Below are 15,685 nucleotides of genomic sequence, written 5' to 3'. Positions count from 1 at the left end.
CTTATCAACCTGTAGTGTTCATCTGCACACGTGCATCGATGCGCTTCAGGTGCTTGAGTTAATAGTCAGCTGCAGTTCTTAATCCTGCTCAGGGTTGATTTGCCCTGCACGCCTTTGAAGATAAGCATCGCGGATAAACACATATTTATCCAAAGCGGCCTCTTCTATCAGTGAACCCGCATCCAATACCGATGCACGCTTATCCACCAGGCGTATCACCGTGCCGGTATTGCGGATATAAAGTGGCTCTTTATACGACCACAAGTCTGCCTTCATATCGACCGGCAAGGCAACCGTGTCACGCAAAGTAGAGGATCCAAATACCGGAAGTACTAAGTAAGGGCCGGACGGTACTCCCCAGCGCCCCAGCGTCTGACCAAAATCTTCTTTGTGCTTAGTAAGACCAGCAGGAGAGCCGATATCCAGAAAGCCGCCCAGACCAAAGGTGGTATTCAATGCAAAACGCATGAAGTCGGAGGCACTGTCACCTACTTTGCCTTGCAACAGATTGTTGACTGCGTTCCAGACATCACCGATGTTGCTGAAAAAATTGCCTACCCCTGTCTGCACAAAGCCCGGCGTCACATCACGATAGACACGTGAGACAGGTTGCAACACAGCCTGATCCACATTGTCATTGAAGTTAAACATGACGCGGTTAAAGCCTTCGAGCGGATCACGTGGATTTTTACCGATATTGGTTTTAGTGCTGATAGTATCAAGCGTCTGATCAGCCTTGGCTTTGATCTGGTCCATTTTCACAGTACTGCATGCACTAAGCATCATGCTCAGCATAAGTACCAACAGAGCCATCAAACGGGAAGAACCCGGGAGAGATAATTTCGCGTTCATTTCTTTTGTTCCGAACTGCTGTCTGCAGCTTTACTGAATAAAAATTGGCTAATCAGATTTTCCAGTACCACTGCAGACTGGGTCATCTTGATACGGTCACCGGCAGCCAGATTCTGGGTATCACCACCAGGTTCCAGGCCTATGTATTGTTCACCTAACAAACCGGCCGTCAGGATTTTGGCAGAACTGTCCTTCGGAAACTGATAACGCGACTGTAACTGCAGCGTCACGGTAGCCTGAAAAGTCTTGTCATCAAAACGGATATCGGACACGCGGCCAACGACCACACCTGCACTCTTGACTGCTGCACGCGGCTTTAAACCACCAATATTGTCAAAACGCGTCACTACATCATAGGTTTTTTCCAGAGAAAGTGCGCTCATATTTCCAGCTTTGAGTGCCAGAAACAGCAATGCTGCTGCACCGAGCACCACAAATAAACCCACCCAGAAATCCAGAGATTTTTTTTGCATTTTTTTTCCTTACGCGGCACCTTCCATCTCTACCCGGAAGTTTGCCATCGAATAGCACGAGAATTAATTCTTTAAGTATCTTTATGTTACCGGGCGCCAGACTGCAGCCCTGTCTTACTGAAACATCCAGGCGGTCAGCAGGAAATCCAGCCACAACACCAGCAGTGAGGAGACAACAACGGTACGGGTGGTCGCACGCGCTACACCTTCAGGGGTAGCCTGCGCTTCATAGCCCTGGAACAGCGCCACAAAGGTCACAGCAAATCCAAAAACTATGCTCTTAACCACGCCATTACCGATATCCTGCCAGATTTCAACACCTGCCTGCATCTGCGACCAGAACGAACCATTATCCACACCGATCAGCTTCACACCAACAATATAGCCACCGATGATCCCCATCGCATTGAAAATCGCTGTCAGTATTGGCATCGCAATCAGCCCGGCGACAAAACGTGGTGCCAGTACCCTTTGCACCGGATTGACCGCCATCATTTCCATCGCAGCCAATTGCTCACCCGCCTTCATCAGGCCTATTTCTGCAGTCAGTGAGGTACCGGCACGACCGGCAAACAGCAAGGCTGTAACGACCGGCCCCAGTTCGCGCGTGAGCGACAAAGCAACCAGCAAGCCCAGCGCCTCTTCTGAGCCATAGCGATTCAGCGTGTAGTAACCCTGGTATCCAAGTACAAAGCCAACAAACAAACCGGAGATAGCAATAATCACCAGCGAATAATTACCGATAAAGTGAATCTGGTCGGTCACCAGCCGTGGCCGGCGCCATAATCCGCCAACGCTGAACAATATCGAGAAAAAACAGCGCGTGGCATAGCCCAGATCCGCTGCTCCCTCCCGTATATGACGGCCTATCCATTCAAACATCATGCGTTCCCCTTCAAACCCAGATCATCCACGAGTGACTTACCGGGATAATGAAATGGCACCGGCCCATCGGCTTCTGCATGCACAAACTGCTTCACATACGGATCCTCGGAGTCACGCATCTGTTCCGGAGTTCCATGCGCCACAATCTTTCCCTGCGAAAGGAAATACACATAATCAGCAATGGCAAAGGATTCATGTACATCATGTGACACCAGTATCGAGGTCGATCCCAATGCGTCATTCAGGTTACGGATCAGATTCGCAGTCACGCCCATAGAAATCGGATCCAGACCTGCAAAGGGTTCGTCATACATAATCAGTTGCGGGTCGAGCGCCACAGCGCGTGCCAGTGCGACCCGGCGCGCCATGCCGCCGGAAATCTCAGCTGGCATCAGATGCGCAGCATTTCGTAAACCGACAGCCTGTAATTTCAGCATGACCAGGTCACGAATCACCGTATCAGAGTAATTGGTGTGTTCACGCATAGGAAAAGCCACGTTATCAAACACACTCAGATCAGTGAACAATGCGCCGTGTTGGAACAACATGCCCATTTTGCGCCGTATGGCGTACAAACCTGCTGAGTCCAAGGTGTGCACCGCCTGACCATTCACGTTAACGCTGCCTTGCTGAGGCTGAATTTGTCCGCCGATCAGACGCAGTATCGTAGTTTTCCCCGAGCCGGAACCGCCCATGACGGCAATGACCTTACCACGGGGGAAATCCATGCTTAGCCCGGACAAAATAGTCCTGCTTCCATATCCGAATTGGATATCGCGAATTTCGACAAGATTGGACACAGTAATCAATAGTGTTTTGCAAAAACCAGATTGTAATGCAGAACACTCATGAAGGTGGGGAGTTGAAAATGATTTTTTTTGCAACAAAACTCATATTTATTCAAATAAACAATTATCAACAAAATAATCATTAACAATTCAATTGAATGACGGAATTTTATTTAAAAACAGTAGTAGAAATACTATAGAAATTAATGAATATTGGGTCATTAATTAAGAAAAATGACCCAATTTAAACTTTGATTGTTCCTTTTTTTTCACAGGATTCCCTGCATTACTACGGGAATCCTGTTCGCATAGACATTGTTCAGCCAGCGATTAACGTGGCAGTACCGAAGCGCCCATCAAGGCCAGATCAACCTCACGCGCACACTGACGCCCTTCACGTATAGCCCACACCACCAGCGACTGACCGCGACGCATATCACCTGCCACATAGACCTTAGGCACATTGGTCTGATAACAGCCTGCGCCTTCTGTACTCGCTCTGGCATTGCCACGCGCATCTTTGTCGACACCGAATGCATCCAGTACCTGTTGTACAGGCGAGACAAAACCCATGGCCAGCAAAACCAGATCGGCTTTCAGTTCAAATTCAGAATCCGGCACTTCCTGCATTTTGCCGTCTTTCCATTCAACCCGGCACGCGATCAGCTTATCGACTTTACCCGCCTTGCCTTCCAGCCGCTTGGTGGCAACCGCCCAGTCGCGCTCGCAACCTTCTTCATGCGAAGACGAAGTACGCAACTTAGTTGGCCAGTAAGGCCAGACCAATGCCTTGTTTTCTTGCTCAGGTGGCTGAGGCAGTAATTCGAACTGAGTCACCGACTTAGCACCATGACGATTCGAGGTGCCGACGCAGTCAGAACCCGTGTCGCCACCACCGATCACGACCACGTGCTTGCCTGCAGCCAGGATCTGATCTTTTAGCTTATCTCCGGCATTGACCTTATTCTGTGCTGGCAGGAACTCCATCGCAAAATGCACGCCTTTGAGGTCGCGACCCGGCACCGGCAAGTCACGTGGCACTTCGGCACCACCGGCAATCACCACTGCATCAAAGTCTTTTTGCAATTGCTCAGGACTGATGATTTCTTTCGACCAGTTAGTGATATTGGCAGGAAAATCTTTACCGACCAGGACGCCAGTGCGGAACACCACGCCTTCAGCCTGCATCTGTTCTATACGACGGTCGATGTGGCTTTTTTCCAGTTTGAAGTCGGGAATACCATAGCGCAGCAAACCACCGGCACGGTCATTCTTTTCAAATACTGTCACCTCATGCCCTGCGCGCGCCAATTGCTGAGCTGTTGCTAACCCGGCTGGGCCTGAACCAACAATCGCCACTTTTTTCCCGGTCTTCACACTGGCCGGCTGTGGCGTGACCCAGCCATTTTCCCAGCCCTTGTCGATAATGTAGTGCTCTATCGACTTGATACCAACGGCGTCATCGTTAATCCCCAGCGTACAGGCCGACTCGCATGGAGCGGGACAGATGCGCCCGGTGAATTCCGGAAAATTGTTGGTGGAATGCAGTGTGTCGAGTGCGAGTTTCAAATTTCCGGTGTAAACCAGATCATTCCAGTCAGGGATGATGTTATTGACCGGGCAGCCGTTGTTACAAAACGGAATGCCGCAATCCATGCACCGCGCAGCCTGAGTTTTCGCCTGCGCATCATCCAGATGGACTAAAAATTCTTTGTAATGTTTTTTACGTGACTGCGGTGCCTCGCTGGCTTCCTGCAGTCGCTGATACTCCATAAACCCGGTGACTTTTCCCATGATAAAACCTCTAATTCGTAAGGGGCTGATCGCCCTGAAATCCTGTTAAGCGGCATCACTGCGTACAGACATTCTGCATAGCAGTGATGCGCGCCGCATCGATATGCCAGTTCGTGTCAGGCAGCTTTGGCACTGACAGGCGCCTGTTTCGCTGCTGCCATTTCAGCCAGTGCTCGCTTGTATTCATTCGGGAATACCTTGATGAACTTAGCGCGGCTACGGGCCCAGTCATCCAGTATGTTGCGGGCGCGGGTGCTGCCGGTATGTTTGAAATGACGCTCAATCAGGCTGCGTAAAATAGCCTCATCAGTTTCACCTTCGCCACCGCGCAGTATGCTGTGCCAAACCGAGGAATCCACCGTCGCCGCTTGCACGTCGCCTGCCAATACCGGCTCCAGACTGACCATGGCCAGATTGCATTTCGCTTCGAATTCGCCATCCGGGTCATACACATAGGCGATACCGCCCGACATACCCGCTGCAAAATTACGTCCAGTCTGACCTAATACGATCACCGTACCGCCAGTCATGTATTCGCAGCCATGATCACCGGTGCCCTCGACAACTGCCACTGCACCAGAGTTACGCACCGCAAAGCGCTCGCCGGCCACGCCATTGATGAAGGCTTCACCGGCAATCGCACCATACAACACGGTATTGCCGCAAATGATGTTATCGACCGCCCAGCCACGGAATTCGGTATTTGGACGAATAATGATGCGACCACCGGACAGACCCTTGCCGACGTAGTCATTGCCTTCGCCGACCAGATCCAGCGTCACGCCATGCGCGAGGAAGGCACCAGCCGACTGGCCTGCAGTACCCTGCAACTGCACATGAATGGTGTCGTCCGGCAGACCAGCGTGACCATAACGTTTCGCCACTTCACCCGACAGCATCGCGCCTACCGTGCGGTTCAGATTTTTAACTGGCTGAATGAACGATACTTTTTCACCAGTATCAAGCGCCAGTCTGGCTTGCGCGATCAGCTTGTTGTCCAATGCCTTATCGAGACCGTGATCCTGCACATCCACATGGCGGATCGCAGCATCGGCGCCGGCTTGTGGCTGATGGAAGATGCGCGCAAAGTCCAGACCTTTGGCTTTCCAGTGCGCGACCGCCTTGGATTTATCCAGCAAATCGACGCGGCCTATCAATTCATCATAAGTACGCACACCCAGCTGGGCCATGATCTGACGCACTTCTTCTGCCACAAAGAAGAAGTAGTTCACGACATATTCAGGCTTACCAGAGAATTTGGCACGCAAAACCGGATCCTGCGTCGCGACACCGACCGGGCAGGTATTGAGGTGACATTTACGCATCATAATGCAGCCCTCAACCACCAGCGGCGCAGTAGCAAAACCGATTTCATCGGCACCCAGCATGGCGGCAATGGCGACGTCACGTCCGGTTTTCATCTGACCATCAGCCTGCACCCTGACCCGTCCACGCAAGCCATTGAGTACCAGCGTCTGCTGAGTTTCAGACAGCCCCAATTCCCAAGGTGTACCGGCATGCTTAATCGAGGACAGCGGCGACGCGCCGGTGCCGCCATCATGTCCGGCGATCACCACGTGATCGGCCTTGGCTTTAGACACACCTGCTGCAATCGTGCCCACACCGACTTCAGAGACCAGCTTGACCGAAATCGATGCCTGAGGATTCACGTTTTTCAGATCATGAATCAGCTGCGCCAGATCTTCGATAGAATAAATATCGTGATGCGGCGGTGGCGAAATCAGGCCTACACCAGGCACAGAGAAACGTAACTTTGCAATATATTCGGAAACTTTGTGTCCTGGTAACTGACCACCTTCACCAGGTTTAGCACCTTGCGCCATTTTGATCTGTATCTGATCCGCAGAGCTCAGGTATTCAGCAGTCACACCAAAGCGGCCAGAGGCCACCTGCTTGATACGGGAGCGCAGCGAGTCACCATCCTGCAGTGGAATATCCACTTCTATCTGTTCTTTACCGATCACCGATGCCAGTGTCTCGCCATTGCGAATCGGGATGCCTTTGAGTTCTTGCTGATAGCGTGCAGGATCTTCACCACCTTCGCCGGTATTAGATTTACCGCCGATACGGTTCATCGCAATCGCCAGTGTGGCATGCGCCTCAGTACTGATAGAGCCCAGAGACATCGCACCCGTCGCAAAGCGCTTTACGATTTCCTTGGCTGGCTCGACCTGTTCCAATGGGATTGCCTTAGACGGATCTATCTTAAATTCAAACAAGCCGCGCAAAGTCATATGACGCTTGGACTGATCATTGATGATCTGCGCATATTCCTTGTAAGAGTTGTAGTTATTGGCGCGGGTGGAATGCTGCAGTTTTGCGATCGCATCAGGCGTCCACATATGGTCTTCACCACGTATCCGGAATGCATACTCACCGCCGGCATCCAGCGCATTAGCCAATACCGGGTCCTGACCGAAGGCGGCCTGATGCAGGCGCAGGGCTTCCTCTGCCACTTCAAACACGCCTATGCCTTCAACATTGGATGCGGTACCACGGAAGTATTTGTCGACCAGCGATTTGTTCAGGCCAATAGCCTCGAATATCTGCGCGCCACAATACGACATATAAGTCGAAATACCCATCTTAGACATGACCTTCATCAGGCCCTTACCTATCGCCTTGGTATAGTTGTAGATGGCTTTTTCAGCACTCAGATCACCGGGCAAATCTTTCACCATATCGGCCAGCGTCTGCATCGCCAGATAGGGATGCACTGCCTCCGCGCCATAACCAGCCAACAAGGCAAAGTGATGCGTTTCGCGCGCTGAACCGGTTTCGACTACCAGGCCTGTCGTAGTACGCAAACCCTTGCTGACCAGATGCTGATGCACAGTAGAGGTCGCCAGCAACGCAGGAATCGCGACATTATTGGCATCCATCTTACGGTCAGTAATGATCATGATGTTGTGACCGGATTTGACCGCATCCACCACTTCAGCACAGATAGAAGCCAGGCGCGCCTCAATACCATCCTTGCCCCAGGCGACCGGATAGCAGATATCCAGCTCATAGGATTTGAATTTGCCGCCAGTATTGGCACTGATATTGCGCAGCTTGGCGATATCGTCAAAATCCAATACAGGCTGCGCGACTTCCAGCCGCATCGGTGGATTAATGTTATTGGTATCGAGCAGATTCGGTTTCGGGCCTATGAAGGAAACCAGCGACATCACCATCGCTTCACGAATCGGATCGATAGGCGGATTGGTGACCTGCGCAAACAACTGTTTGAAGTAGTTATACAGCGGCTTGAGTTTGTTCGACATCACCGCCAATGAAGCATCGTTGCCCATAGAGCCTATCGCTTCTTCAGCGCTAAGTGCCATCGGTGTCAGCAGGAATTTCACGTCCTCCTGGGTATAGCCAAAGGCTTGCTGACGGTCGAGCAGACTTGCGCTTTCTACCTGCTCAGCGGCCTGACCTTTGAGGCCATCGAGTTTGATACGGACCGATTGTATCCATTGCTTGTAAGGCTTGGCATTGGCATAGGTATCTTTGATTTCTTTGTCGTCGATAATGCGACCGGCTTCCAGATCGATCAGGAACATTTTGCCAGGTTGCAGACGCCATTTCTTGATGATTTTTGACTCTGGAATAGGCAATACGCCAGACTCAGAGGCCATCACCACCAAATCATCATCGGTCACGATGTAACGCGCAGGACGCAGACCATTACGATCCAGCGTGCCGCCGATCTGACGGCCATCGGTAAATGCCATCGCTGCCGGGCCATCCCAAGGCTCCATCATCGCTGCATGATATTCGTAGAAGGCACGACGATTGTCATCCATCATGCTGTGATTTTCCCAGGCTTCAGGAATCATCATCATCATGGCTTGTGCAATCGGATAGCCCGCCATCACCAGCAATTCCAGCGCATTGTCAAAGCTGGCCGTGTCAGACTGGCCTTCAAAAATCAAGGGATACAGCTTTTGCAGATCATCGCCGAGCACCGCCGATTTCATCACGCCTTCGCGCGCCCGCATCCAGTTGAAGTTGCCTTTGACGGTATTAATTTCGCCGTTATGCGCAATCATGCGATAAGGATGCGCGAGTGGCCATTCGGGGAAAGTATTGGTGGAAAAGCGCTGATGTACCAGCGCCAGTGCCGATACGCAGGCGCTGTCCTGCAAATCCTTGTAATACACACCGACCTGATCAGCCAGCAATAAGCCTTTATAGACCACGGTACGAGCCGACATCGATGGTACAAAGTATTCTTTACCATGCAACAGCTTAAGCGCTTCGATTGCGTGAACCGCCGATTTACGGATCACATATAACTTACGCTCCAGTGCATCGGTCACCATGATATCCGGGCCACGGCCAATGAAAATCTGGCGGATCACCGGTTCTTTTTCACGTACTGTCGGCGACATAGGCATGTCACGATCGACCGGTACATCGCGCCAGCCCAGTACTACCTGGCCTTCGGCACGCACGGCACGTTCTATCTCTTGCTCACAGGCCAGACGGGATGCATGTTCTTTCGGCAAAAAGATCATGCCGACGCCGTATTCACCCGGCGGTGGCAGGCTAACGCCTTGCTTGAGCATTTCTGCACGGTAAAACGCATCCGGTATCTGTATCAGAATACCGGCACCATCGCCCATCAGGGCATCGGCACCGACCGCGCCGCGGTGGTCGAGATTTTTCAGAATTAACAAGCCCTGATCAATGATCGCGTGGCTTTTCTTACCTTTGATATGGGCGACAAAACCCACACCACAGGCATCATGTTCGTTGCTAGGATCGTATAAACCTTGAGCTTGCATCACTATCTCCAGAAGGCAAAATGGACTGTCTGGAAAAGAGAATAGTGCAGCGCAATAGAAACATCAATCGAAATAAAATGGGGTCAGTGTCATTAAAAACACTACATTTTTTCACTGCATCTTAATTGGGGTCAGAGTATATATTTAGAGACATCGACTCAATTGCCGCAACATTTCAGGCACAAGCTACTTAATCGGCTGGCACCTCAACGGGCTGCTTACGTGGCCGCCCCCGCTTGCCTGGCACCAGGCGACGCGTTGCATCCTTGCTTAGTGCGTCCACATAGGTCTTACTACCCAGCGCCCAGGCATGCTGTGTCGCATGGCGCAACTGATCCATCACGGACTTACTCAAAGACAGCGCCATCAGTTCTTTGTAATTCGCTTCTCGTTGAAACGGCGTATTACCTAAAGCCCAGAAAATCGGATGATCAGACAAGACGGGATCGATACGCTGACCCGCATGATGCTGGTAACTGGACCAGGGATAGGCAGCCGCATCTTCTACTAAGCCAGCCCTGACTGGATTGGACTCCACAAATATACTGCATGGCAAAAAGTAATTTTCCGCTTCCAGCACAGTTGCTTTGTAGCGTCCTTGCCACAAACTCCCCGTGCGCAGATACTTGCGATTGTAATAAGGAACATAGTAACGCCCCAGCCATTGCAACAACCTGCCCAAGCCTTCAGCATCTGCTGGCGTCAATAAAAAATGCACATGATCTGGCATGAGCACGTAGGCATGAATTGCCACGTGGAATTGGTGCGCGCCCTGACGCAACCAGCTCAGAAACTGCAGATAATCCTGCTCATCCCGAAACAGTTGCACGCCTTCGTGACAGCGCTGAACCACATGATGCAAGGCTGATGGAATCACCAGCCGCGGTAACCTGGCCATAAGAAATCTGAATAAAGAAATAATTGCAGTGTAAAGTAAATCAACATCACTGCGTCGATACTCGGTTATGCTAGTTGAGTTATACCTGCACTAAATAAGTGAATAGCTTTCATCTATGCACACTTATGTAGCACTTATAATGTTGCACTGTGGGAATTTTTCAAATTTGTGCAGCGTTGAAAGTTCCTTCCCCCCAAAATTTCGCGTGTCCTAATTTGATTATGAATAACCTCATGAAACAACTTTCCGTTGGTAAACGACTTGGTCTGGGCTTTGCCCTGATCCTGTTGTTATCGATTTGCTCTACCCTGGTTGGCCTGACGCAACTTAATTCCGTTGCATCTGCGACCCGCAAACTGCTGCAAGAGCCTCTCGCAACGGAACGTCTGATGAGCGACTGGTACCGCAATATTCACACCGGGATACGCAGAACGGCAGCAATCGCAAAGAGCAGTGACCCATCGCTGGCAAGCTTTTTTGAAGCAGACCAGGCTGAATCGTCGAGAACTTCAGCAGAGTTGCTCAAAGAAATTTCGCTCAGAATGGAGACCGATAAAGAGCAAAAACTGCTGAAAGAAGTCAGCGAATTACGCGAAGCCTATCTGGCAGCGCGCAATAAGATCGTAGCACTCAAAAAAGAAGGCCAGGCTGACGAAGCGAATGCTTTGCTCGATCAGAAATTCGTACCGACTTCCACCGCCTACGTTAAAAAAGTCGAAGAAATCCTGAAAGAGCAGCGCCTGCAAATTGATGAAACCGCAGCAGACATTCAAAAAAGCTATGAAAACAGCCGCATCTTACTGATTGTGTTGATATTGTTATCCTCTCTGTTTGCGATCATCTGCGCCTGGCTGATGACGAATTCCATTACCCGGCCTCTGCATGAAGCAACAGAAGTTGCACAAAAAATGGCACAGGGCGATCTGCGCGATCATATAGAAGTGACACGCAGCGATGAAATCGGTATGTTGATGAATGCCATCAATGGCATCAGTGCCGGCCTAAGCCACGTGATTGCCGACGTCAGGGAAGGCACTCAGGCGATCAACGTGGCCGCCTCGGAAATCGCCTCTGGCAATGCTGACTTATCGTCGCGCACAGAAAATCAGGCCAGCTCGCTGGAAGAAACCGCATCCTCGATGGAAGAGCTGACTTCGACCGTCAAACAAAATGCTGACAATGCGCGCCAGGCAAATCAACTGGTGGTTTCCGCCAGCGGTGTTGCAGTTAAGGGTGGTGAAGTGGTCGGGCAAGTCGTTGAAACTATGGGCTCGATCAAAGAAAGCTCAAACAAGATCGTCGATATCATTGCGGTCATCGACGGTATCGCATTCCAGACCAATATTCTGGCGCTAAATGCGGCTGTTGAAGCGGCTCGTGCCGGTGAACAGGGCCGTGGTTTTGCGGTAGTGGCATCCGAAGTGCGTAACCTGGCACAACGCAGTGCTTCTGCTGCGAAAGAAATCAAAGCACTGATTGATGACTCCGTGGGCAAGGTCGAACACGGCAGTAAGTTAGTAGACACTGCTGGTAAAACCATGGCAGATATTGTGAATAGCGTGCAGCATGTGGCCGATATTATGGCCGAGATCAGCTCTGCCAGTCAGGAGCAAAGTTCCGGCATCGAGCAAGTTAATCTTGCCATCAACCAAATGGATGAAATGACGCAACAAAACGCAGCACTGGTCGAACAAGCTGCTGCTGCCGCAGAGAGCATGCGTGATCAGTCAGAAAAACTGTCGCACGTGGTCGAGCAGTTCCGCGTCACCAACCAAAATCCGGCAAGTAATACACCCGCACCACGTACAGCACCAGCGCGTACCAGCCCTAATGTGAAAAGCCCACTGATCCGTCCAGCGCAGTTAAGCCGCCCTGCGCCCCGGAAAAGTGATGAACAGGATTGGGAAGAGTTTTAATCTGCCATAGCAGGCATTTAAACAACAAAAAGGAGCCCAAGGCTCCTTTTTTGCTTTCAGACCGACTACAGTGACTCAGAGATAAGCGCCAGCCAGTTCCGGTGTTTTTGCTTTCAAACGGAAGGCACTCAATGCTTTCGATGCGTCGGGTACAGCCAACACTTCCGGCATACCGCTCATCAATTCCGAAATACGGGTTTTCAGTGCTTTGGCCTGAGTAGCCAGCTTGAAATGGGCTGGACGCTGCGTCTGTACGATACTCCAGCGTACCACCGGCGATTGAGCACTGGTATCCAGCAAGGCACGATCACGCAACCATTTTTCAAAGGAGCGGGATGGCAAATCACTTTCTATCCAAATCAGATGATCAGATGTCATCTTTTTGCTTTCAGCAGCACGAACCAGAATTTCGTAGATCATTTTCAGACTCCTTGAGTGGCGTCTTCGCGCTAATCCAGTATGGGCAAAGACGATATTTATCTACAGAAACGTGGGATCCGGCGTACAGGTTGACAAAGAAAGTTACAAAAACCAAAAAAAATTCAAAAAATGTCGATTTTTTCATCGGAAAAATATCATATTTTTAATATAAATAGATATTTTCAACAGGATCAAAGAATTTTTACTCCAAAAAAAAGCCTGCCTTGATGCCAGGCAGGCTGGGGCGCCCGTTTGCACAGGCAGCTAACAGGATACCCTCAGTTCAGGCGGGCAGATTCAAGAATAAAGCTGAGCTTACCGAAACGTGCACTGACTTCGTCAAATTTCTTTTGTTTTTGCTCATTGGTGAGCGTCGTATCGTTCATATTGGTACGCAAAATACTAAACAGCGCCAGATCTGCAATCGGTTTCAGCTGCGCGTCATTCGAACGCTGAAAGCCAGACAAATTCAGAATATTTTTCAGCGTCTCGCGCTGAGCAGGATTTTTACCCTTGCCGTAATTGATGAAGAAATCTTCAATACGGTTTTTTGTACCGGCCGACATGTCTTTTCTATATAAAATCGGATCATTCGGTACCAAAGGCGAGGTCCAGATTGCGCGTATCTTCTTCAACTGATCCGGTGCTTCTTTCTTCAGTCTGTCCATTTCTTCCGAATTAAACGTCGCCACGTCCACTTCCCCGCGCAAAATCGCAGCCAGATTCGCCTGATGATTACCAACGATGACTTGTTTGAAGACTTTGGCCGGTTCAACTTTATTTTTCGAGAACAAATAATACGCAGGCACCAGATAACCGGAAGTTGAATTCGGATCACCATCGGCGAAGCGGTAAGTACCCGGCTTAGCAGTAATCTGATCAAAGTTGCGGAGTGGGCTGGCAGCTGGAACGATCAGCACCGAGGTATAACCACGCGAACCATCCGATTTAATCATTTGTGCAAATACACTGGCTTTACCACCTTCTACCGCTTCGAGCGCCACTTTGCTGCTGAGCCAGGCCACCTGCACTGTATTGTTTTTAAAACCGTCCAGTATATCTTTGTAATTTGCCGATACCAGCGCCTGCACTTCCATGCCTGTGCTCTTAGCCAGATCGTCCAGCAAAGGCTGCCAGCGTTTGCGGGTATCTTCAGGATTGGTCGGTGCAATCAGACCCACAGTTAATTTTTCTGCCGCCACCGCAACAGATAAAAGCGTCTGGCTGAGCATCAGGGCCAGGCCAAATTTTTTGATAGACATAGTAGACTCACTGAGAAATGAATGAAGAGAAGTGTAGTTTGCTTTATCGTCAATACAAGAAGCGACAACAGCGCAGCCCTGACATAACCATGGCGCTGCCCTTACAAATGAGATCGACGGTGATTCTGAGACAGGGGGTTGATATGACAACTTTCCGCCTGCGGTGATGAATTTTTACGCAGAATTATACCATTTATTGCGTCACAGCAAATTTTCCATGGAAGAAGATGCTGTTTTCCAGCTAATGAAGCTCAGCACAGAAACCCTTGGATTTCTGCGCTGACCAGCAGTCCAAACCAGTATAAAAACCGCATTCAGCGGCTGCTAAGACTCAGCCGATTCCGCCACCATGGCGGCCTGACGCAGGGTTTTAAAAATACCCAACATACACAGCCCCAGTCCCATCGCGGCGCTACCGAATACCAAAACGCTGCCCAAGGACGACATAAACTTTCCGAGCACGCCGATACCAACTGTACCCAGTGAATCCCCGGCTGCATCCTGTGCCGACCACAATCCATTGATGCGGCCCAGATACTGATCCGGAGTGTAGTTCTGTACTAAAGCATATTGCAGCAAGGAGGCGATGGAAACCAGATAACCGAACAAGGCCAGCAACAGCAAAGCAGCAATAAAACTACGGTTCACACCCAGTAAAATCATCACCAGAAAAGCCGCCAGACTGACCAGCATCATGACCAGCCCCGGACGCTTGAGCTGATGTGCCCAGCCACTGATGACAGCGCCTAGTGTCGCACCCAGCGGCACTGCCGAGTACATCAGGCCGACTTCAAACGCTGCACCATTGAAAGCCGATTCTGCCAACGCCGGGAACAGTACCCGGATTGCAGTGGTCAACGTCACCAGAGTGCCGATCAAGGTGGCGCTGGCGACCACAGTATTGCTGATCATGAAGCGGAAACCGTCGGCCAGTGCCTGCAGAGGATGTTGGCTATCATCACACTGCGGCTGCATTACGGGCAAGCGTAACAAAGGCAGCAAGGTGCAAGCGGTCCCCAGCGCGGCGATCAGATAATTCCAGCCTACATCGCTGGCAGCGATGATGATACCGCCCAAAGCGGGTGAAATCACAGTAGCCAGCCTGACCGTCACCATACTGATGGCGCGCGCCTGCAGTATGTTTTCGCGACCCACGATAAACGGCATACAGGCCATCAGTGCGGTGACACCAAGCGCACCGAAAAAGCCATCCCATACCGACAACAGATAGATCGCCCATAGCGAAGGTACAGGTAGCCAGGCATTAATCGCCAGTCCCAGAAAGCCCAGCCCGCACACCGCACGTGCGAACAGGATCAGCTGTTTGCGCTCATACCGGTCCGCCAAGACTCCGCCCAGCAGCAGACCAACAAACATGCCCGTACCTTCCAGCGCCATAGCCAGCGCCACATGGAAAGTATCGTTCGTCAAGGCATAAATCTGCATGGGTATCGCCACTGATAACATGCCCAGACCGAGCAGGGAAATCGTGCGTGCAATGAACACACTGCAAAAAGCCGGATTGCGCTTGAGCAAACCAAAATCGAGGAAAAGAGAAGTCATCTTCATGTCTGTATTTCTGAATTGTTAAAAATCAG

At 50.7% G+C, this 15,685-nt stretch carries 11 protein-coding genes; 1 reads left to right on the top strand and 10 read right to left on the bottom strand.

The window, feature by feature from the left end:
* Window positions 1-78 precede the first annotated feature (78 nt).
* From H8K43_RS11360 to H8K43_RS11330, 7 genes are all read right to left on the bottom strand, one after another.
* On the bottom strand, window positions 79-852 hold the full coding sequence (locus H8K43_RS11360; protein WP_230403874.1) for an MlaA family lipoprotein: 774 nt from the start codon (window positions 850-852) through the stop codon (window positions 79-81).
* Window positions 849-1,325 (bottom strand): outer membrane lipid asymmetry maintenance protein MlaD, encoded by a 477-nt coding sequence (mlaD, locus tag H8K43_RS11355; RefSeq protein ID WP_162018969.1) that lies wholly within the window; start codon window positions 1,323-1,325, stop codon window positions 849-851. Before mlaD ends, H8K43_RS11360 begins: the two co-directional genes overlap by 4 nt.
* Window positions 1,326-1,439: 114 nt before the next feature.
* Window positions 1,440-2,210, bottom strand: coding sequence for a lipid asymmetry maintenance ABC transporter permease subunit MlaE (gene mlaE, locus H8K43_RS11350; RefSeq protein WP_186903939.1), 771 nt, complete (start codon window positions 2,208-2,210; stop codon window positions 1,440-1,442).
* Window positions 2,207-3,010: an ABC transporter ATP-binding protein gene (locus H8K43_RS11345; protein ID WP_186903938.1), complete on the bottom strand. Its 804-nt coding sequence runs from the start codon at window positions 3,008-3,010 to the stop codon at window positions 2,207-2,209. The genes mlaE and H8K43_RS11345 overlap by 4 nt, the downstream gene beginning before the upstream one ends.
* A 318-nt stretch (window positions 3,011-3,328) precedes the next feature.
* Window positions 3,329-4,792, bottom strand: a complete 1,464-nt coding sequence (locus H8K43_RS11340) for a glutamate synthase subunit beta (RefSeq protein WP_186903937.1) — start codon at window positions 4,790-4,792, stop codon at window positions 3,329-3,331.
* A 116-nt stretch (window positions 4,793-4,908) separates the two neighbouring features.
* A complete protein-coding gene (locus tag H8K43_RS11335) occupies window positions 4,909-9,591 on the bottom strand; it encodes a glutamate synthase-related protein (protein ID WP_186903936.1) in 4,683 nt (1,560 codons plus the stop codon).
* Between the two features lie 190 nt (window positions 9,592-9,781).
* Window positions 9,782-10,489, bottom strand: a complete 708-nt coding sequence (locus tag H8K43_RS11330) for a transposase (RefSeq protein WP_186903935.1) — start codon at window positions 10,487-10,489, stop codon at window positions 9,782-9,784.
* A gap of 233 nt (window positions 10,490-10,722) precedes the next feature.
* Here H8K43_RS11330 and H8K43_RS11325 point away from each other — a divergent pair, with 233 nt between their 5' ends.
* Window positions 10,723-12,405: a methyl-accepting chemotaxis protein gene (locus tag H8K43_RS11325; protein ID WP_230403872.1), complete on the top strand. Its 1,683-nt coding sequence runs from the start codon at window positions 10,723-10,725 to the stop codon at window positions 12,403-12,405.
* Window positions 12,406-12,480: 75 nt separating this feature from the next.
* On the opposite strand, the gene H8K43_RS11320 is transcribed toward H8K43_RS11325, so the two are convergent.
* The 3 genes from H8K43_RS11320 to entS all read right to left on the bottom strand — a co-directional run bounded on the left by H8K43_RS11320 (window position 12,481) and on the right by entS (window position 15,650).
* Window positions 12,481-12,825, bottom strand: coding sequence for a hypothetical protein (locus H8K43_RS11320; RefSeq protein WP_162018976.1), 345 nt, complete (start codon window positions 12,823-12,825; stop codon window positions 12,481-12,483).
* Between the two features lie 278 nt (window positions 12,826-13,103).
* Entirely contained in the window at window positions 13,104-14,087 is a 984-nt protein-coding gene (phnD, locus tag H8K43_RS11315) for a phosphate/phosphite/phosphonate ABC transporter substrate-binding protein (protein WP_186903933.1), read from the bottom strand.
* A gap of 324 nt (window positions 14,088-14,411) precedes the next feature.
* Window positions 14,412-15,650, bottom strand: coding sequence for an enterobactin transporter EntS (gene entS, locus H8K43_RS11310; RefSeq protein ID WP_186903932.1), 1,239 nt, complete (start codon window positions 15,648-15,650; stop codon window positions 14,412-14,414).
* Between the last annotated feature and the right edge of the window lie 35 nt (window positions 15,651-15,685).

It is taken from the genome of Cognatundibacterium curvum (assembly GCF_014284235.1).
GTDB lineage: Bacteria > Pseudomonadota > Gammaproteobacteria > Burkholderiales > Burkholderiaceae_D > Undibacterium > Undibacterium curvum.
This window is presented reverse-complemented; position numbering and strand designations above follow the sequence as displayed.

Bases quoted from the DNA above. Each gene is read 5' to 3' on its own strand.
- H8K43_RS11360 (WP_230403874.1), bottom strand. From the start codon at position 852: ATGAACGCGAAATTATCTCTCCCGGGTTCTTCCCGTTTGATGGCTCTG.
- mlaD (WP_162018969.1), bottom strand. From the start codon at position 1,325: ATGCAAAAAAAATCTCTGGATTTCTGGGTGGGTTTATTTGTGGTGCTC.
- mlaE (WP_186903939.1), bottom strand. From the start codon at position 2,210: ATGATGTTTGAATGGATAGGCCGTCATATACGGGAGGGAGCAGCGGAT.
- H8K43_RS11340 (WP_186903937.1), bottom strand. From the start codon at position 4,792: ATGGGAAAAGTCACCGGGTTTATGGAGTATCAGCGACTGCAGGAAGCC.
- H8K43_RS11335 (WP_186903936.1), bottom strand. From the start codon at position 9,591: ATGCAAGCTCAAGGTTTATACGATCCTAGCAACGAACATGATGCCTGT.
- H8K43_RS11330 (WP_186903935.1), bottom strand. From the start codon at position 10,489: ATGGCCAGGTTACCGCGGCTGGTGATTCCATCAGCCTTGCATCATGTG.
- H8K43_RS11325 (WP_230403872.1), top strand. From the start codon at position 10,723: ATGAAACAACTTTCCGTTGGTAAACGACTTGGTCTGGGCTTTGCCCTG.
- H8K43_RS11320 (WP_162018976.1), bottom strand. From the start codon at position 12,825: ATGATCTACGAAATTCTGGTTCGTGCTGCTGAAAGCAAAAAGATGACA.
- phnD (WP_186903933.1), bottom strand. From the start codon at position 14,087: ATGTCTATCAAAAAATTTGGCCTGGCCCTGATGCTCAGCCAGACGCTT.
- entS (WP_186903932.1), bottom strand. From the start codon at position 15,650: ATGACTTCTCTTTTCCTCGATTTTGGTTTGCTCAAGCGCAATCCGGCT.